Annotated in this window: 16 protein-coding genes; 10 read left to right on the forward strand and 6 right to left on the reverse strand. The window is 72.1% G+C overall.

All coding sequences use genetic code 11. The annotated features are described in order from the left end of the window. The first annotated feature begins 333 nt into the window (after positions 1-333). Positions 334-2,220: a glycoside hydrolase family 15 protein gene (locus QP089_RS27515; protein ID WP_285915215.1), complete on the forward strand. Its 1,887-nt coding sequence runs from the start codon at positions 334-336 to the stop codon at positions 2,218-2,220. 51 nt (positions 2,221-2,271) lie between these two features. On the opposite strand, the gene QP089_RS27520 is transcribed toward QP089_RS27515, so the two are convergent. Then, positions 2,272-4,029, reverse strand: a complete 1,758-nt coding sequence (locus tag QP089_RS27520) for a bifunctional metallophosphatase/5'-nucleotidase (protein ID WP_285915218.1) — start codon at positions 4,027-4,029, stop codon at positions 2,272-2,274. Between the two features lie 146 nt (positions 4,030-4,175). Between QP089_RS27520 and QP089_RS27525 the strand changes: the two genes are divergently transcribed. Genes QP089_RS27525 through QP089_RS27535 form a run of 3 tightly spaced genes read left to right on the forward strand, consistent with a single transcriptional unit; the run spans position 4,176 to position 7,224 of the window. Then, positions 4,176-5,270 (forward strand): DUF4190 domain-containing protein, encoded by a 1,095-nt coding sequence (locus QP089_RS27525; RefSeq protein WP_285915219.1) that lies wholly within the window; start codon positions 4,176-4,178, stop codon positions 5,268-5,270. Further along, the gene (locus QP089_RS27530) at positions 5,267-6,424 is read left to right on the forward strand and encodes a septum formation family protein (RefSeq protein WP_285915221.1); all 1,158 of its coding nucleotides are present in this window, start codon (positions 5,267-5,269) and stop codon (positions 6,422-6,424) included. Before QP089_RS27525 ends, QP089_RS27530 begins: the two co-directional genes overlap by 4 nt. Next, positions 6,421-7,224, forward strand: coding sequence for a septum formation family protein (locus QP089_RS27535; protein ID WP_285915223.1), 804 nt, complete (start codon positions 6,421-6,423; stop codon positions 7,222-7,224). Before QP089_RS27530 ends, QP089_RS27535 begins: the two co-directional genes overlap by 4 nt. Before the next feature lie 35 nt (positions 7,225-7,259). On the opposite strand, the gene secD is transcribed toward QP089_RS27535, so the two are convergent. After that, positions 7,260-9,521, reverse strand: a complete 2,262-nt coding sequence (gene secD / locus QP089_RS27540; RefSeq protein ID WP_285915224.1) for a protein translocase subunit SecD — start codon at positions 9,519-9,521, stop codon at positions 7,260-7,262. A gap of 66 nt (positions 9,522-9,587) precedes the next feature. Further along, positions 9,588-9,974 carry a hypothetical protein gene (locus QP089_RS27545; RefSeq protein WP_285915226.1) on the reverse strand — a complete coding sequence of 129 codons (387 nt, stop codon included), beginning with the start codon at positions 9,972-9,974 and terminating at the stop codon, positions 9,588-9,590. Positions 9,975-10,271: 297 nt separating this feature from the next. Here QP089_RS27545 and QP089_RS27550 point away from each other — a divergent pair, with 297 nt between their 5' ends. Continuing rightward, a complete protein-coding gene (locus QP089_RS27550) occupies positions 10,272-10,934 on the forward strand; it encodes a hypothetical protein (protein ID WP_285915227.1) in 663 nt (220 codons plus the stop codon). A 137-nt stretch (positions 10,935-11,071) separates the two neighbouring features. Here QP089_RS27550 and QP089_RS27555 read toward each other — a convergent pair whose 3' ends face one another. From QP089_RS27555 to QP089_RS27565, 3 genes are all read right to left on the reverse strand, one after another. Then, complete coding sequence (locus QP089_RS27555; protein WP_285915229.1) at positions 11,072-12,460, reverse strand: glycine--tRNA ligase; 1,389 nt, start codon at positions 12,458-12,460, stop codon at positions 11,072-11,074. Positions 12,461-12,716: 256 nt separating this feature from the next. Then, positions 12,717-14,246, reverse strand: coding sequence for a DUF1906 domain-containing protein (locus tag QP089_RS27560; protein WP_285915230.1), 1,530 nt, complete (start codon positions 14,244-14,246; stop codon positions 12,717-12,719). 167 nt (positions 14,247-14,413) lie between these two features. After that, the gene (locus QP089_RS27565) at positions 14,414-14,704 is read right to left on the reverse strand and encodes an antibiotic biosynthesis monooxygenase family protein (protein WP_285915232.1); all 291 of its coding nucleotides are present in this window, start codon (positions 14,702-14,704) and stop codon (positions 14,414-14,416) included. Between the two features lie 28 nt (positions 14,705-14,732). Between QP089_RS27565 and QP089_RS27570 the strand changes: the two genes are divergently transcribed. The 5 genes from QP089_RS27570 to QP089_RS27590 are packed head-to-tail and all read left to right on the forward strand — an operon-like array spanning position 14,733 to position 18,106. Continuing rightward, positions 14,733-15,050 (forward strand): DUF6703 family protein, encoded by a 318-nt coding sequence (locus tag QP089_RS27570; RefSeq protein WP_285915234.1) that lies wholly within the window; start codon positions 14,733-14,735, stop codon positions 15,048-15,050. Between the two features lie 32 nt (positions 15,051-15,082). Then, positions 15,083-16,048 (forward strand): metal ABC transporter substrate-binding protein, encoded by a 966-nt coding sequence (locus tag QP089_RS27575; RefSeq protein WP_285915236.1) that lies wholly within the window; start codon positions 15,083-15,085, stop codon positions 16,046-16,048. A gap of 17 nt (positions 16,049-16,065) precedes the next feature. Beyond that, entirely contained in the window at positions 16,066-16,827 is a 762-nt protein-coding gene (locus QP089_RS27580; protein WP_285915238.1) for a metal ABC transporter ATP-binding protein, read from the forward strand. Beyond that, positions 16,824-17,723, forward strand: coding sequence for a metal ABC transporter permease (locus QP089_RS27585; RefSeq protein ID WP_285915239.1), 900 nt, complete (start codon positions 16,824-16,826; stop codon positions 17,721-17,723). The genes QP089_RS27580 and QP089_RS27585 overlap by 4 nt, the downstream gene beginning before the upstream one ends. After that, a complete protein-coding gene (locus QP089_RS27590; RefSeq protein WP_285915241.1) occupies positions 17,720-18,106 on the forward strand; it encodes a Fur family transcriptional regulator in 387 nt (128 codons plus the stop codon). The genes QP089_RS27585 and QP089_RS27590 overlap by 4 nt, the downstream gene beginning before the upstream one ends. Positions 18,107-18,108 lie beyond the last annotated feature (2 nt).

The following is an 18,108-nucleotide window of genomic DNA, read 5'->3' on the forward strand; positions in this document are numbered from 1 at the left end:
CCTTCTCGCTCCGGTTCCACCCAGTGACAGTTCCGGCCCCCCGCGCCGGGGAGCGCGCGCCGTCGCGTCCTCCCAGGCGGCGGCGGGTCCGCTGCCCTGTTTGCCGGGACTGTACCCGCGCCTGACCGGGTCTCCCGGCACTCCGTGCCCGCAGCGGCGTTTCTGCAGCTCAGAGGCCGTTTAATGGTCTATTCCAAGTGGTCTACTCCACTACCGGCACGACGACGGCGCCCATGAGGCCGCACACCGCGCGCCCGGCACCGGGGAAACACCCCGCGCCCCTGGCGCACCCATTGCTCTGGAGAGGGAATGATGGATCAAGGAGGTGAGGCTGTGAGGCCGAAGGTCGCCGGCGGCCGGGCGGGAGACCCGTTCGCCCCGATCGCCGATTTCGGGTTCCTGTCCGACTGCGAGACGACCGCGCTCGTCGCGCCCAGCGGGAACATCGAGTGGATGTGCCTGCCGAAGATGGACTCGCCGAGCGTGTTCGGCTCCATCCTGGACCGGGACGCCGGATACTTCCGGGTCGGCCCGGCGGGCGTGGAGGTGCCCGCCGCGCAGCGCTACATCCCCGGCACCATGGTCATGGAGACGACCTGGTGGGTGCACGGGGGCTGGCTGGTGGTCACCGACGCCCTGCTGATGGGGCCGTGGCACCACGAGACGGAACGCTCCCACACGCACCGCCGCGCCCCCACCGACTACGACGCCGACCACGTCCTGCTGCGGATGGTCCGCTGCGTGAACGGCCAGGTCCAGGTCCGGCTCGACTGCATGCCGGTGTTCGACTACGGGCAGACGCCGGCCCGCTGGGAGCACGCCGGCGCCGGGTACCACGAGGCGGTCGCGCGCGGCAACGGCGTCGGGCTCCGGCTCACCACCGACATGAACGTCGGGTTCGAGGGGTCGCTCGCCACGTCCCGGACGCTGCTGAAGCAGGGCGAGTCCCGGTTCGTCGCGCTGTCGTGGAGCGAGCACGCGGCGCCCTCCTCGTGGGAGGAGGCGCAGGAGCGGCTCGTGTGGACCGTCCACCACTGGCAGCACTGGTTGGACCGCGGCCGCTTCCCCGACCACCCGTGGCGCAGCCACCTGCAGCGCAGCGCGCTCACCCTGAAGGGGCTGACGTTCGCGCCGTCGGGCGCGGTGGCGGCCGCGGCGACGACGTCGCTGCCGGAGGCGCCGGGCGGCGACCGGAACTGGGACTACCGCTACACCTGGATCCGCGACTCCACCATGGCGCTGTGGGCCTTCTACACCCTCGGCTACGACTGGGAGGCCAACGACTTCTTCTACTTCATCACCGACGTCGCCGAGGCCGCCGAGGGCAAGCTGCAGATCATGTACGGGCTGGACGGCCGGGAGGAGCTGCCCGAGTCCACGCTCGACCACCTGACCGGCTACGACAACGCCCGCCCGGTGCGCATCGGCAACGAGGCGTACATGCAGGCCCAGCACGACGTGTGGGGCGCGATCATCGGGTCGATCTACCTGTTCGTGCGCAAGCGCGACCGGCTCGACGACCGGCTCTGGAAGATCGTCGTCAAGCAGGTGGAGGACGCCCTCGCCAACTGGCGCACCCCCGACTGCGGGATGTGGGAGGTGCGCGGCGAGCCGCAGCACTTCACCTCGTCCAAGGTGTTCTGCTGGGTCGCGGCCGACCGCGGCGCGCGGCTGGCCCGGATCCGCGGCGACCAGGAGCGGGCGCGCCGCTGGCAGGCCGCCGCCGACGAGATCCACGCCGACGTGCTGGCGAACGCGCTGGACGAGCGCGGCGTGTTCACCGCCCACTACGGCGCGGACGCGCTGGACGCCTCGGCGCTGCTGATCCCGCTGCTGGGGTTCCTGCCCGCCGACGACAAGCGCGTCCGGGAGACGGTGCTGGCCATCGCCGACGAGCTGTCGGAGGACGACCTCGTGCTGCGGTACCGGCCGACCGAGACCGACGACGGCTTCGAGTCGGACGAGGGCACCTTCACCATCTGCTCGTTCTGGCTGGTCAGCACGCTGGTGATGATCGGCGAGCTGGACCGGGCGCGGGCGCTGTGCGAGAAGCTGCTGTCCTACGCCAGCCCGCTGCAGCTGTACGCCGAGGAGATCGACCCGCACACCGGCCGGCATCTCGGCAACTTCCCGCAGGCGTTCACCCACCTCGCGCTGATCAACGCGGTGATGCAGGTGATCAACGCGGAGGGCGAGCAGCACCAGCCGCCGCTGGCCTGAGCCGGCGGGCGCCGTGGCCGGGGGCCCGCCGGCCACGGCGCCTCTCACCGGTCAGCCCTCGGCCGTCGTGACGCGGTCGAGCGGCACCGGGGCGATCGTCGGGTGCGCCTTCAGGTAGGAGACGAACGCCTCGTGGTCGGGCGGATCGTTGCGGTGGGCGGTGGTGAACCCGGTGAAGGCGGTGTAGCCGTCCGCGCCGATCAGCGTGTAGGCGAGCGCAGCGAGCCGGTACGTCCGGGACGTGTCGAGCGGCTTGCCGTCGATCAGCACGTTCTTCGGGTCGACGCGGTCGCCCACCGGCCGGGAGGCGTCGTAGCTGTAGCGGACGTTCCTCGACACGGCGAACGGCGCGAACTTCGCGCCCTGCCACTGCTGTTCGAGCGCCTGATGGATCTGCTCGCCGGTCACGGTGACGGTGAGGATCGGGTTGCCGTACCCGTAGGCGCTCCACGCCTCGCCGAACGTCACGCGCCCGTCGGCGTCGCCGGCGCCGGTCCCCTTCGCGTACGGCAGGTCGCGCGCGACGGCGTTGGAGCCGGTGACGGGCTTGGTGGCGACGAGCGCGAGGTCGGCGCGGCCCTTGCGCGACGTCCCGGCCGTCCAGTACTGGACGTCGGCGGCGAGGTCGCCCATCGTGCTCTCGCCGTTGCCGTTCTGCGTGCGGGTGAAGTCGCCGGTCTGCTTCGCCAGCGGCTGCGCGGACCGCTCGTTGCCGCGCGCCGTCCAGTAGTCGGCGATCTTCTGGACCGTGGTGTCGGGGGTGATGTCCCTGGTCACCGGGTGGTTGACGGCCTTGGTCTCACTGCGGATCACCTCGCCGCGGGCGTCCAGCCGCAGGTCGACCTCGCTGATCAGCCGCCCGTGGTTGAGCCCCTCGATGACGGGGCGGGGGTTCCCGGCCGGGTCGGCGATCGTGCAGTTGAACCCGGCGTGCCAGTGCCCGGTGAAGATGGCGTCGATGTCGGGGGACGCCTGCTTGGCGAAGTCGATGACCGGTCCCCACGGGGCGTTGCAGCCGTTGAAGCCCGCGCCGTCCGCCGACCCGCCGTCGTGGACGTTCGCGACGATCGCCTTCACGCCGCGCCGCTTCAGCTCCTCGGCGTACTTGTTCGCCGTCTCCAGCAGCGGCAGGGACCGCAGGTCCGGCTGGTAGGAGGTCGAACCGGCCGGGGTGTCCGGGACGGTCAGGTCGATGAACCCGACCGGGATCCTGCGGCCGCCTTCCCCGCGCACCCACTCGATGTTGTACGGCTTCAGGATCGGCTTGCCGGTCTTCGCGCCGACGATGTTGCCGGTGTAGAAGGGGAAGTCGGCGCCTCGGAACCGCTTGCCGGTGGAGTCGGTGAAGCAGCTGTCGACGTTCACCTTGCCGAAACAGCGGCCCTTCATCATGTGGTCCTTGAGGAACCCTGCCGACACGTCCAGCTCGTGGTTGCCGACTGTCGAGAACTGCACGCCGAGCTTGTTGAGCACCTCGATCGTCGGCTCATCCTGGAACGCGTCCACCTCGAACGGCCAGCCGCTGAAGTTGTCGCCGACCGAGAACAGGATCGAGTTCCTCTTCCCCTCGCGCAGCCGCTCCAGGTGCGCAGCGTTGTAGGCGGCGCCGCCCACCTTCAGGACGGTGCCGTCGGGCAGCTTCACCTGCCCGTTCGCCGCGTCGTTGTACGGCTGCAGGTAGCCGTGCAGGTCGGTGATGGACAGCAGCTGCACGTCGACCGGAGCGGCCTGCCCGGCGTGCGCGGCGGGGACCGCCCCCGCCGTGAGGGCGGCGAGGGCGACGGCGCCCCCGGCCAGCCGTCGGGACATTCGAGACACGAGGCACCTTCCGCAGCGATCGGACTGATCGCCTGAAGATCACCAGCGCCGGATGTCCGCCGGGCAAGAGGAAGATCATCGCCGGATGAACGGCTCTTGATCACAACTCGGCGACTGCCGCCTGAAACGCCCGATTCGTGACCTTGATCGCGTACCTTCCCGCTGTGACAACGCCACCGGACGCTGACCACGTCCCGGAGACCCCCGCCGAAGCCTGGGCACCACCGGTCGGACCGCCCCACTCCCCCGGCTTCGCGCCGCCCCCACCCGCACCAGGCCCACGCCGGACGAACCGCCTCGCGATCGCCGCGCTGGTCACCGGCTTCCTCGGCCTGGTCGTCTTCGCGATCGGGTTCGCCATCGCCGCCCTCGTCCAAGCAGGCCGCCGCAACGAAAAGGGCCGCGGCCTCGCCATCGGCGCCCTCGCCGCGTCCACCGCCTGGATCATCGCCCTCGCCACCGTCGCGGTCGTCGTGCCCGCGCGTCATTCGCACCATGGCGGAGCAACGGCGGCACCGGACGTCCGGAACGGCAAACCGCGCGTCACCACGTTGCAGATCGGAGACTGCTTCGACGCCTTCGAGGAGGACATCAACCGCATCTACGCGAACCCGGTGTCATGCACAGGGCAGCACGAAGGGGAGATCGGGGCCGCTATCACGATGCCCGGCTCCGCCTATCGCGGCGATGCGGCGCTGATGGCCGAGGCCACCAGGCTGTGCGGGCAGCAGACCCACTATCTGATGAAGAACCGATTCGCCAACGACATCGAAATGCACGTCGACCGTCCTCGGCGGGACGCGTGGGAACACGGCGAGCACCATGTCACCTGCGTTCTCCGCTATACCGGCAAGGAAAAGCTGATGGGCACGCTCGGCAGCCTGACGTGGGGGCCTCGGTATTACACGCAGCTGGTCGCCGGTGATTGCGTCCGCGAGTGGAGCAAGACCCGGCTGGAGACCGTCGACTGCTCCAAGCCGCACGAAATCCAGGTCTATTCCGTCTACGACCTGCACGGGAACAACTACCCCTCCACTCGGGCCGCCGAGGATGGGATCCTACGAGACTGCGCCGAGCGTGCGGTGAAACTGTTCGGCACGCACCCGCTTAGGAGTCTCATGCCGGGATACGGCTTCCCCTCGAAACATGGATGGACCATCGGTGAACGGCGCATCGTCTGCACGTTCACCGCGGCCCACGGTCGGCTCCGGCATTCGGTGATGCCCGGATGAGCGCTCAGGACCCCGGTCCCGGCGCCGATGAGTCGCCGCAGTTCGATGTCCCCGAATCGGCGTCGGGCGCTCACAGCTGGGTTTCACCGGACCGGTCGTCCACGGAGCTCGCGGCTCCGCCGGACGAGGTGCGTGCGGAGGGTTCGGCGCCGGCCGTCGAGTATGCGTACGCGCCGCCGTTCGGGCACGGGCACGGGCCGGCGCCGCGGCGGACGAATCGGTTCGCGATCGTTGCGCTGGTCACCGGGCTCCTCGGCATGCTGCTCCTCGCGATCGGGTTCGCCATCGCGGCGTTCGTGCAGATCGGACGCCGTGGCGAGAAGGGCAAAGGGCTGGCCATCGGCGGCCTCGCCGCGTCCGCCGCCTGGGTCGTCGGCGTTGTCGCCGTCGTGGCCGCGACCACGCTGAGCGCCGGTGGCAGCGGGGATGCCTCGGCGGCCGCTTCGACGAAGAACGGGAAGCCGCGCGTTACGACGCTCGGTGTGGGTGCCTGCTTCCTCGATTACGAAGAGGACCTCGACCGCATCTACGCGACCATCGGAGGCTGCACGCTTCCCCATGAAGGCGAGGTCGGCGCGCAGTTCGCGATGCCGGCCGCTCCCTATCCCGGTGACACCGAACTCGTGTCCACGGCGACGAAGGTATGCAAGGAGAAGACCGAGGACCTGGTCGACAACCGCTACCGCGACCACATCGAACTGCGCCTCGACCGACCCCGCCGCAGCGACTGGGACGATGGGGACCGCCACATCATCTGCGTCCTCCACTACACGGGCAAGGAAGAGCTCACGTCACCGCTCAAATATCTGCAATGGGGACCGAGAAGCGCCAGCGATCTGGTCACCGGCGACTGCATCGTCACGTGGCGCACCACCGGTATCGAATCGCTTGTCGACTGCAAGAAGGAGCATAAGTACCAGGTCTTCGCCACTTACAATCTGCATGGTGACGACTATCCTTCAGGGCTGGAGGCGAAGGCGACCCAAGGCTGCACCAAGCGCGCCGACAAAGTATTCAAGTCGCACTTTCCCGGCGGTGTCGAGATCTGGTACACCTACCCGTCGAAAAAGGGGTGGAACTACGGTGACCGGAGAATCATGTGCCTGGTGCACGGCGTGGACGGCCCGCTCCGGCGTTCGCTGATGCCCCGGTGACCTGGCTCGGCGCGCCGGTCCGGCGGCGGTTCGTCGTCATCGCGCTGGTCGTCGGCCTGCTCGTCGTCGCCGCCTTCGTGATGCTTCATGGGCGCGGCGGCAGCGTCCCCGTGACCGGTCCGCGTGGGCAGCGGGTCACGCTCTTGCACGCGGGTGACTGCTTCAACGGGTTGGAGGAGGGCGTCACCGGAATGTACGTGACCAAGGTGTCGTGCCAGCGCCCGCATGAAGGGGAAGTCGGTGTCGTGACGGCTGTGGCCGGTGGGCCTTATCCCGGCGACGCGGCACTCGTGGCCGTGGCGGGGAAAGCCTGCAAGAAGCGGATCGGGTTCATGCCGGATGACCGCCGAGGCGATGACCTGGAAGTACGCATCGACCGTCCGCAGCCCGAAGCGTGGAAGCGCGGCGACCGCGCAGTGGGTTGCGTACTTCGCCGTACCGGTGCGCAGGCGTCCGCCTCGACGCCGTCCCCGGGCTGGAAGGACATCGCGGAACTCCGGTCGGGCGAGTGCGTCAAGAAATGGCGGCTGGACGACGGCGAAGCGTTCGTCGACTGCCGGCCCGGTTACGAGCGGCGGGTGCTCGGTGTTTTCACGCTCTCCGGAGACGCGTGGCCGGGGAGGAGCACGGAGTTCGCGATGGTGAAGGAGGGCTGCGGGGCGTTGCGGGGCATGGTGTTCGGCGGCCGGCGGGTGCGTGAGCGGCGGCCTGGGCAGGTGCAGCCGTCTCGGGCTGCTTGGGAAGATCATCGAAGGTCGGTCGTCTGCCTGGTCGCGGACCACGGCGGCGTGGCCGGGTGACGTGCCGCCGGTGGTCTGCCGGCGGCACGTCCCGGTCAGACGACGGCGCCTGAATCGGTGCGGTTCGCGGGGCGGGGCTTCGGGGCCGGGTGGGGTGGGGGGCCGGCGAAGCGGTTCAGAGTGATCGCTAGTGGGGTGGCGGTGAAGACGCTGGAGTAGGTGCCGACGAGGATGCCCGCCAGCAGGGCGATGGCGAAGTCGGTCAGCGTGTCGCCGCCGAGGACGGCGAGGGCGGCCAGGATGAACAGCGCGCCCATGCCCGTGTTGACGGTGCGGGGGACGGTCTGCAACGCCCCACGGTTCGCGACCTGCGCGAACGGGGTGCGCGGTGAGACCGTCCACAGTTCGCGGACGCGGTCGAACACCACCACGGAGTCGTTCACCGAGTAGCCGATGACGGTGAGCAGCGCGGCGAGGAAGACGCCGTCGACGGGCTTGCCGAGCCAGGCGAACAGGCCGGTGACGATGGTGATGTCGTGCAGCATCGCCAGCACTGACCCGGCCGCGAACGTCCAGCGGAACCGGAACGTCAGGTAGCCGAGCTGCACGAGCAGGGCGACGCCGAGCGCGATCATCGCCTTGGTGCGCATCTCGCCGCCGAGGCTCGGGCCGATGAGCTCGTCGCGCTGCTTGGCCGCGCCGCCGCCCTGCTGCGCGAGCGCGTCCCGGATGCGCCTCTCCTGCGCGTCGGTGAGCTCGCTGGTGCGGACGGCGATGCCGTCCTTGCCGGAGGTCTGCACGGTGGCCTGCGGGAAGCCGGCGCGGGCGACGGCGGAGCGGGCGTCGTCGATGTCGACGGGACGGTTCGTGGTGTACTCGACGGCCCGTCCGCCGGTGAACTCGACGCCGTAGTTCAGGCCGCGGGTGACGATGCCGGTGAGCGTGATCGCGACGGCGAGGCCGGAGATCGCGAGCCAGAGCGTCCGGCGTTTCATCAGGTCGGGTTCGCGGTGTTCCAGCCATCGGCGGATCCGGCCGCCGGGGCTGAGGCCGCCGGCCTTGGAACGGCCGAGACGCGGCAGGCGGGCCAGGGCCGCGTCGGTGAGGACGCGGCTGAGCAGCATCGCCGACACCAGCGAGGCCAGCACGCCGATGCACAGCGTGACGCCGAATCCCTTGACCGGCCCGGACGCGAGGAAGAACAGCAGGCCGCCGGCGAGCAGCGTGGTGGCGGCGGAGTCGGCGATCGCCGACCACGCCTTGGTGAAGCCGATGGCGAGGGCGTTGCGCGGGGAGCGGCCGGGGGCGGCGGCGCGTTCCTCGCGGGCGCGTTCGAAGGCCAGGACGTTCGCGTCGATCGCCATGCCGATCGCCAGGACGAACCCGGCGAGGCCGGGCAGGGTGAGCGTCGCGCCGGCGGCGACGAGCGCGGCGTAGGAGATCAGCGCGTAGCCGGCCAGCGCGAGGGTGGCGAGCAGGCCGACGAGCCGGTAGACGGCGACGATGAACAGGCCGGTCAGCGCGACGCCGATGACGGCCGCCCAGGCGCTGGCCCGGATCGCCTCCTCGCCGAGGGTGGGGCCGACGACCCGCTGCTCGACGATCGTCACCGGGACGGGGAGAGCGCCGCCCTGCACCAGCGCGGCCAGGTCCTTGGCCTCCTCGGCGCCGAAGTTCCCGGTGATGCGGGTGGAGCCGCCGGTGATCCCGATGCCGCAGGCGACATCCTCGCTGACCTGCGGCGATGAGATGACCTTGCCGTCCAGGACGAACGCGACGCGGCGCTCGTCGCCGGTCGCGCAGGCGGCCTTGGCGGTCGCCTTCTCCCAGGCGGCTCCACCGCCGCCGCGGAACTCGATGCCGACGTCCCAGCCGCCGAGCCCCTCGGGGTCGAAGGACGCGGCGGCCGAGCCGATCCCGTCGCCGGTGAGGACGGCGGGGCCGATGATGACCGGCCGGCCGCTCTCGTCCGGGACCTCCTTCTCGCCGTCGCCGGCCCGGCCGTCGGCCGCGCGGACGGGGTGGGCGGTGAGCTGGGCGGTGCGGCCGAGCAGCGACGCGGCGTGCGAGGGGTCCTGCACGTCGGGCAGCTCGACGATCAGCCGGCGGTCGCCGGAGCGGGTGATGGACGCCTCGGCGACGCCGAGCGCGTCGACGCGGCGGTGCAGCACCTGGCGGGCGCGGTCGGTGGCCTCGCGGCCGGCCTTCACCGACGGCGAGTCCCGGGTCTCCAGGACGATCCGGGTCCCGCCGCGCAGGTCGAGGCCCAGCCGGGCGGGTTCGGACAATGCGAAGTACAGCGATGCGGCGAGCACGGCGAATGCCAGGACCGCCCGCACCGCGTTGGCGCGAGTCAAAGGGGAACCTCCACACGGAGCGATGGCGCCGCCGCTTCGCAAGGCGCGGCGCCGCTGGACGGAACGTCAGATCCGAGTGGAGGCGGGCGGGGCGCGTCCCCGCGGCACGCCCGTGGCCGTGACGACGGGCGCGTCGAAGCCGGGAAGCGGCCGGACGAGCGGGACGAGCGCCGGACGCACGTCCGGTCCCGCGGCGGCGAACGCGCCCGGCGTGGCAGGCGCGGGTGCTCCGGCGTGATGCCGCGCCACCACCGCGGCGGCATGGGCCGATCGCGGTGAGGATGCCCGTCCGGGCGCGTACTGCACGGAGCCGGTGCGGACCGCGACGTCGGCCACGCCGCCGGACGGTCCGGCGAGCGTGCCGGCGGCGGGCGCGCCGGCGAGGCCGAGCAGGCCGAGTGCGAGGGCGAGCAGCCAGCGGACGGCGGCGGGCGAGCGGCGCGGTTCGCGCATGGGCCCTCCTCACCGTCCCCGAGCCGCCGGGCCGGCGGCGGTGGTGCGGCCCAATCTAGGCCACTTCGCGGGCGGGCGCATTGGACCGCAACAAAGCGAGAAAGCACGGAGTCGGGACTCCGTCAATCGGGCCGGGCGCCACAACCTCCTCCCCCTCCCCCGCGCGTCCGGGCCCACCAGCAGACACCGGCTGGTGTCCCAATGCGGCCAGGCCGGATCGGACCGCGCCCATTGCCGACCCAGGAAAGGCGAATTACTTTCGCGTTGCCCACCCCGAACCGGACAAAGGAGTATCCGGTGGCACGTATCAGACAGACCGCGATCATCGGGACCGCCGCGCTCGCCGTCCTCGCCGCGGGCGTCGCACCCGCCTCGGCCGCGACCACGACCATCCGCAAGGGCTCGGCCACCGCCGCCCCCTACGCGGGCAACGTGCGGGCCTCGCTGCTCGGCACCGCGACCGTCTCCACCTCGATCGGCAGCGGCTCCTGCAGCCAGTCGACGATGACCGGCTCGATCAACTCCGACGGCACCGGCCTCAGCATCGGCAGCGCCGACTTCAGCAACTGCACCGGCACCGCGTCCGTCGCCATCACCGCGCAGAAGCTGCCGTGGACCGGCGGCACCGTCGTCTACGACTCCGGCCACAGCGGCAACCGCGACGCGGCGGTCACGATCGCCAACTTCAGCGTCAAGGCCGTCGTCGACCTGTTCGGCGGCATCACCTGCGTCTTCGGCGGCAACCTCACCGCCAACGGCTACAACCCCGACAACCCGAACCGTCCCGTCACGAGCAACGCCCAGGCTCAGGTCGGCGTGAACAACGCGACGGTGAACAAGCAGTCCGGCAGCAGCTTCCTCTGCCCGTCCACCGCCACCGTCTCCGCCACGTACCAGCTGCAGGGCGAGACGACCGCCGGGTCCGGCACCTACGACCAGACCCTGTACGTCACGGGCTGACCCGCCAGAGGGGGCGCTCCCCGGCAGGCTCCCGAACGACGCGCTCCCACCACAGCGATGATCGCTCCCAAAGAGAAGCGGGCCGCCCCTCGCACAAGAGGGGCGGCCCGCCGCCGCGTCTCAGCGGCCCCGGCGGCTCAGCAGCCGACGAGCTGCGCCGCCAGGAACGACTCGACCTGGCCGATCGCGATGCGCTCCTGGCTCATCGAGTCGCGCTCCCGGACGGTCACCGCGTCGTCCTCGAGCGTGTCGAAGTCGACGGTGACGCAGAACGGCGTGCCGATCTCGTCCTGGCGCCGGTAGCGGCGGCCGATCGCGCCGGCGTCGTCGAAGTCGACGTTCCAGTTGCGGCGCAGCTGCGCGGCCAGGTCGCGGGCCTTCGGCGACAGGTCGGCGTTGCGCGACAGCGGCAGCACCGCGACCTTGACCGGGGCGAGCCGCCGGTCGAGCCGCATGACCGTCCGCTTCTCGAGCTTGCCCTTGGCGTTGGGCGCCTCGTCCTCGGCGTAGGCGTCCATCATGAAGGTGAGCGTGCAGCGGTCGACACCGGCCGCCGGCTCGATCACGTACGGGGTGAACCGCTCACCGGACTCCTGGTCGAAGAACGACAGATCCGCGCCGGACGCCTTGGAGTGCGTCGACAGGTCGTAGTCGGTGCGGTTGGCGATGCCCTCCAGCTCGCCCCACTCGCTGCCGACGAAGTCGAACTTGTACTCCACGTCGACGGTGCGCTTGGAGTAGTGCGACAGCTTCTCGGCCGGGTGCTCGTACAGCCGCAGGTTCTCCTTGCGGATGCCGAGGTCGACGTACCACTGCATGCGCTCGTCGATCCAGTACTGGTGCCATTCCTCGTCGCTGCCCGGCTTGACGAAGAACTCCATCTCCATCTGCTCGAACTCGCGCGTCCGGAAGATGAAGTTGCCCGGCGTGATCTCGTTGCGGAACGACTTGCCGATCTGCCCGATGCCGAACGGCACCTTGCGGCGCGCGGACTGCTGGACGTTCAGGTAGTTGATGAAGATGCCCTGCGCGGTCTCGGGCCGCAGGTAGGCCAGGCCCGACTCGTCCTCGACGGGGCCGAGGTAGGTCTTGAGCAGGCCGTTGAACATCTTCGGCTCGGTGAACGAGCCCTTCACCCCGCAGTTGGGGCAGGTGATGTCGGCGAGCCCGTTCGCGGGCGCCCGGCCGTGCTTCTCCTCGTAGGCCTCCTCGAGGTGGTCGGCCCGGAAGCGCTTGTGGCAGGACTGGCACTCGGTGAGCGGGTCGACGAACGCCTGGACGTGACCGCTGGCCTCCCAGACCTCGCGCGCCAGGATGACGCACGAGTCCAGGCCGACGACGTCGTCGCGGCCCTGCACCATGGACTTCCACCACTGGCGCTTGACGTTGTTCTTCAGCTCGACGCCGAGCGGCCCGTAGTCCCAGGACGCGCGGAGCCCGCCGTAGATCTCGCTCGACGGGTAGACCAGGCCCCGCCGCTTGGCGAGGTTGACGATCGTGTCCAGCACATCGGAACGGCGTGCCATGAGTCTTCTCTCCATCCGGCTGGCGGTCGGCGGGTCAGTGCGAACGCCCCGGCCGCCGGCGGAACGGCGGTACGGCGGCGATGGTGATCCCCGGTGATGGTGCGCTGTGCAAGAGCGGTGAGGCGCGGCTCCCCGGCGCCTCAGAGCATTCCCCAGCTTAGGGCACCCGGCGGGGTTCCCGGGCGGCACCGGCGCGGCGCGCCCGACGTGCCGGGTGCGCCGCGCCGGAGGCCGGGGCGGTAGGGCGGGCCGGGGCTCAGTAGGCGCGGCCGTCGGCGAGGCTGCTGTCGATGTTCAGCGTGACGCCGCCGTGCCGCTCCCGGTGGGCGCCCCGGTACTGCTTGATGCGGCGGTGCGGCGGCCACCAGCGGTCCGGCAGGTACCGGTCGCCGTACACGCGGGCCTTGCCGTCCCAGTTGGCGAACCAGATGCCGACGGGCTTGGCGGCCCCGGCGGCCGCGCCCACGTCGCGGACCCCGGAGCTGGCGTTCCCGTAGAGGCACGGCTTGTAGTGCTTCTTCGCGACCGCCTTCACCCAGGCGCTGACGAAACGGATCACGGCGGCCCGGCAGGAGGCGTTCCCGCTGTTGTACGCCTCCAGGTCGAGGTAGATGGGCTCGCCGGCCGGGATGCCGAGCGCCTTGGCCCGGGCCGCGGCGTCCCCGCCGGTCCTCCTGCCCTGCGACGCGGCGCTCTTCTTGGTGAACTTCTGCGGGCGCGTGCCGCACGGCGGCTGGAGACCGACGTACGTCGGCAGGATGCGGTAGCCCATGTTGTGGACCTTCTTCACCCACGAGGCCGTGAGGTTGGGCTGCGCGCAGCCCCGCGCTGCGCCGCCGATGTAGATGTTGGTGACCTTGTAGGCCGGACGCCACGCCTTCATCGTGGACAGCGCCGGAGCCGTGCAGGTGTCGAAGCCCTTGCCGGACGCGTAGTCCAGCCGCTCCGGGGGCTCCGGCGGCGCGCTGCGGCGGACGGCGGGCTTCGACGACGGCCCGGCCGGCTCGTGCGCCCCGGCCGGCTTCTCCGGCTGGACCGGCTTCGCAGGCGTCTCGGGCTTCGCGGGCTTCGCGGACGTATCGGGCTTCGCAGACGCATCGGGGTTCGCGGGTGCATCGGGCTTCGCGGATGCGTCGGGCTTCGCGGATGCGTCGGGCTTGGCGGGGTCGGCCGGCTTGGCGGGTGTGCCGGGCTTCCCGTGCGCGTGGGGCTTGCCGGGTCCGCCGGTCCGCTTCGAGATCAGCCGGGTGCCGCGCAGGACCCGCTGGAGCTCGGCCGGGTCCGTCCCGTACACGCCGGTGATGCTGAGACCGGCCTCGGGAAGGGCCAGCATGGTCTCGTGGCCGATGGTGGGCCGGACGGTGAACGAGCCGAGCTTGTCGCCGTGCACGACCGTCCGGGACGCCGCGGCGCCGCGCAGCGGCTGGACGTGCACGGCCTCGGTGCGGCCGACGACCCGGGCCGGGCAGTCCGGCTGCGGCCCGGGACGTCCCAGGTAGACGGCGTGCAGGTCGTAGCGGACGCAGGCGGACGGGTCCAGGTCGAGGCTGATCACCCGCCAGCCCTCCGGGACGGGGACGCGCACGCCGCGGTAGGCGACCGAGCGGGGCCCGGCCTCGCCCGCCGCGCGGACGCCGGGCGCCCCTCCGGTCAGCGCGGCGGCCGCGTGGGCCGCGGGCCGCGCGGGGGCCGCCGCGTGGAGGGCGCCGAGGCACGCGACGGCGGCCGTCCCGGTGGCCGAGCTGAGCAGGGCGACAGCGGTCTGCGAGACGACACGGCGCATCATTCTCCCCCGAACTACGCCGGGCGGGGCGGCGGCCGTCTCCCCCGCGGGCCCGGCGGCATGATCGTGACCCGGCAAAGATGACCTTGACGGGCGGCGCCGAAACCGGGCCCGGCCGCTTCTTGCCCCGGTATTGCCCGCTTCGTTGACCTGCGGCGAGGTCCCGCGGGTCAGCGCGGGAGGGAGGTGACGACCTCGTAGGCGCCGGGCTCGTCGACGGCCAGCGCGGCCAGCGGCATGAACTCCAGCCGCACCTCGTAGGCGCCGAGCGCGCGGCGGTAGTGGCCGGCGCCGTCCCATTCGGTGACCAGCGCCCACAGGCCCGGCTCGTCGACGGTCCTGGCGAGTCGCCCGGACCGGAATCCGGTGCTGCGCGACAGCGCGGTGAGCACCGCGGTCATGCGGTCGGCGAAGCCGTCGGCGTCCGACGCGGGCACGCGGTACCGGGTTATCGCGATCATCCGCCCATCCTCGCAGTACGTTGGGCCGGTGGAGACGCGGAGCGGACGGGACCGGCCGGCGGGCGGCGTGCGGGCGGCGGTGGAGCGGTGGAGCGCGGCGCCGGTGGTGTTCCTGCACCGGCTGCCGCGCGGGCTGCTGCTCGCCGTCGTGTTCGTGCTGCTGGTGATCGGGATGGTGGGAACGGGCTGGGTGGCGGCGGCCGGGCTGCTGGTGCTGGCGGCGGCGCTGGCCTGGTTCGCGTTCCTGAACTGGCCGGAGCTGGAGGCGCAGGGAAGGATCCTGCGGGTCGTGGCGTTGGCCGTTCTCGTCGGGTTCGCCCTGGGACGGGGCTTTGGGCGGTTTTGACAACCGTTTTCATCTTCGTCCATAATCGTGAGGTGCCCCGACCCCGCAACCCGCTCCGCGCCCTCCTCGCGGCCGTGCCCGCAGCGGTGCTCGCCGCCGGTCTCGGCGCCGCGCTGGTGGGCTGCGGCAGCGCCGTCGCGGACGTCCCGCCGGGCAAGACGGCCGTGGTCGCGTCCTTCTATCCCGCCGCCTGGCTCGCCGAGCGGGTCGGCGGCGGCGACGTATACGTCCGGACGCTGACCAGACCCGGCGCCGAGCCCCACGACCTGGAGCTGACGGCCCGGCAAGTCGCGCAGGTCGAGAAGGCCGACCTCGCCGTCTACGTCAAGGGCGTGCAGCCGGCCGTGGACGACGCCGTCCGCGAGCACGCCCGGAACCGGTCGCTGGACGCCGCGAGCCTGGTGAGGACGCTGCCGCCGCCGTCCGACGACGAGAGCGAGATCGAGGAGCACGACGGCGACCGGGGGCACGCCGACGTCGGCTACGACCCGCACGTCTGGCTGGACCCGGCCCGGATGGCGACCATCGCGACCGCGCTCGGCGACCGGCTCGCCGAGGCCGACACCGCGCACGCCACCGCCTACCGGCAGCGCGCGCAGACCGTCGCCGCCCAGCTCACCGGCCTCGACCAGCGGTTCCGCGACGGCTTGGAGAACTGCGCCCGCCGCGACATCGTCACCGCGCACGCCGCCTTCGGCTATCTCGCCGAACGGTACGGCCTGCGGCAGGTGTCGATCGCGGGCATCGACCCGTCCATGGAGCCGTCGCCGAAACGGCTCGCCGGGCTGACCCGCGAGGTCCGCGCCGCCGGCGCGACGACGATCTTCACCGAGCGGCTCGTCAGCTCCAAGGTCGCCGACTCCCTCGCCCGCGAGGCGGGCGTGCGGACCGCCGTGCTCGACCCGGTGGAGGGCGTCGAGCCGGGCTCGTCCGACGACTACCTGACCGTCATGGACCGCGACCTGCGGACGCTGCGCCCCGCCCTGGGGTGCTCATGAGCGGCGGAGGGACGGAGATGACCGGTGCGCAGGAGGCGGCCCCGCCGTTCGCGATGACCGGCGGCGTGGTCCGGCGCGACGGCCGCGAGGTGCTGTCCGGCGTCGACCTGCGGGTCGCCGCCGGCGACGTGCTGGCCGTCATGGGGCCGAACGGGGCCGGCAAGTCCACCCTGGTCAAGGCGCTGCTCGGGCTGGTCCCGCTGGCCGCAGGCCGCACCGAGATCTACGGCGAGCCGCCCGCCCGGTTCCGCGGCTGGACGCGGATCGGGTACGTCCCGCAGCGGCTGCCGCTGGGCGGCGGCGTCCCGACGACGGTCCGGGAGGTCGTGGCGTCCGGGCGGATCGCGCGGCGGTCGCGCTGGCGGCCGGCGCTGTTCACCGACCGGGCCGCCGACCGCGCCGCCGTGGACCGCGCGCTGGAGGCCGTCGGCCTCGCCGGCCGCGCCCGCGACTCGGCGCATCTGCTGTCGGGCGGCCAGCAGCAGCGGGTCCTGATCGCCCGCGCGCTGGCGGGCGAGCCCGACGTGTTCGTGATGGACGAGCCGACCGCCGGCGTGGACGCGGGGAGCCAGGCGGCGCTCGCGGCGACGCTGCGCGGGCTGGCCGAGGCGGGCCGGACGGTGGTGCTGGTGGCGCACGAGCTGGGCCCGATGGAGCCGCTCGTCACCCGCACCGTCGAGCTGGAGCACGGCCGCATCGCGCGCGAGACGGCGGGCGGCGCCGCGGGAAGCACCGCGGGGAGCACGGTGGGCGGCGGCACGAGGGGGAGCGCGACGTGACGGAGATGCTGCAGTTCGACTTCATGCGGATCGCGCTGGTGATGGCCGTGCTCATCGGCCTGACCGCGCCCGCCGTCGGGACGTTCATCGTGCAGCGGCGGCTGTCGCTGCTCGGCGACGGCGTCGGGCACATCGCGCTGACCGGCATCGGCCTCGGCCTGCTGACCGGCTCCTCCCCCGTCCTCGGCGCCCTGGTGGTGGCGGTGCTCGGCGCGGTGGCGATCGAGGTGCTGCGCGCCCGCAGCCGCAGCGGCGCCGACGTGGCGCTGGCACTGCTGTTCTACGGCGGGCTGGCCGGCGGTGTGATCCTCACCAACGTGCAGGGCGGCGGGACGAGCCTGCAGTCGTACCTGTTCGGGTCGATCAGCAGCGTGTCGGCGTCCGACCTGTACGTGGTCGCGGCGCTTGCGGTCGTCGTGCTCGGGATCGTCGCGGTGTTCGGCCGGGAGCTGTTCCTGCTGTGCCAGGACGAGGACGTGGCACGGGCGGCGGGGCTGCCCGTCCGGTTCCTCAGCGTGCTGATCGCGGTGACCGCAGCGGTGACCGTGGTGATCGCGATGCGGGCGATCGGGCTGCTGCTGGTGAGCGCGCTGATGATCGTGCCGGTGGCGGCGGCGCAGCAGGTCGCGCGGGGGTTCCGCGGCACGATGCTGCTGGCGATGGGGGTCGGTGTACTGTCGGCCGTGTCGGGCCTCGCCGGCTCCTTCGAGTACGATCTTCCCCCGGGACCCTCGATCGTGCTGCTGGCGCTCGCGCTCTTCGCGGTCGCGGCCGCCGGGGGGACCGTGGTGCGCCGCAGGCGCGCGAAGGCCCGTCCGGCCGGGGACGCGGTCCCGGGCCCGGGACCGGGCGAGCGGCTGCGGGTGGACGCCGAGGCGGAGGTGATCAGGGGATGACGACGGCCCGCCGCGACGCGGTGCGGCAGGTGCTGGCCGGCTGCGAGGGCTTCCGCAGCGCCCAGGACATCTACGCCGACCTCCGCGCGGACGGCTCCAAGATCGGCCTGACGACGGTGTACCGGGCGCTGCAGGCGCTCAGCGACTCCGGCGAGGTCGACGTGCTGCGCACCGACGAGGGCGAGGCGGTGTACCGCGCCTGCCGGACCGAGGAGCACCACCACCACCTGGTCTGCCGCGCCTGCGGCCGGACGGTCGAGGTCGAGGGCCCGGCCGTGGAGCGCTGGGCGGACGCGATCGCCGCCGAGCACGGGTTCGCCGACATCACCCACACCGTCGAGGTGTTCGGCACCTGCGCGGACTGCCGCTCCCAGGCCCGCTGACC

It is taken from the genome of Actinomadura opuntiae (genome assembly GCF_030283205.1).
Taxonomy (GTDB): domain Bacteria; phylum Actinomycetota; class Actinomycetes; order Streptosporangiales; family Streptosporangiaceae; genus Spirillospora.

What these genes read in the sequence shown, in the direction of transcription:
- QP089_RS27520 (WP_285915218.1), bottom strand. Translation starts at nt 4,029, where the DNA reads ATGTCCCGACGGCTGGCCGGGGGCGCCGTCGCCCTCGCCGCCCTCACG.
- QP089_RS27530 (WP_285915221.1), top strand. Translation starts at nt 5,267, where the DNA reads ATGAGCGCTCAGGACCCCGGTCCCGGCGCCGATGAGTCGCCGCAGTTC.
- QP089_RS27545 (WP_285915226.1), bottom strand. Translation starts at nt 9,974, where the DNA reads ATGCGCGAACCGCGCCGCTCGCCCGCCGCCGTCCGCTGGCTGCTCGCC.
- QP089_RS27555 (WP_285915229.1), bottom strand. Translation starts at nt 12,460, where the DNA reads ATGGCACGCCGTTCCGATGTGCTGGACACGATCGTCAACCTCGCCAAG.
- QP089_RS27560 (WP_285915230.1), bottom strand. Translation starts at nt 14,246, where the DNA reads ATGATGCGCCGTGTCGTCTCGCAGACCGCTGTCGCCCTGCTCAGCTCG.
- QP089_RS27565 (WP_285915232.1), bottom strand. Translation starts at nt 14,704, where the DNA reads ATGATCGCGATAACCCGGTACCGCGTGCCCGCGTCGGACGCCGACGGC.
- QP089_RS27580 (WP_285915238.1), top strand. Translation starts at nt 16,066, where the DNA reads ATGACCGGTGCGCAGGAGGCGGCCCCGCCGTTCGCGATGACCGGCGGC.
- QP089_RS27590 (WP_285915241.1), top strand. Translation starts at nt 17,720, where the DNA reads ATGACGACGGCCCGCCGCGACGCGGTGCGGCAGGTGCTGGCCGGCTGC.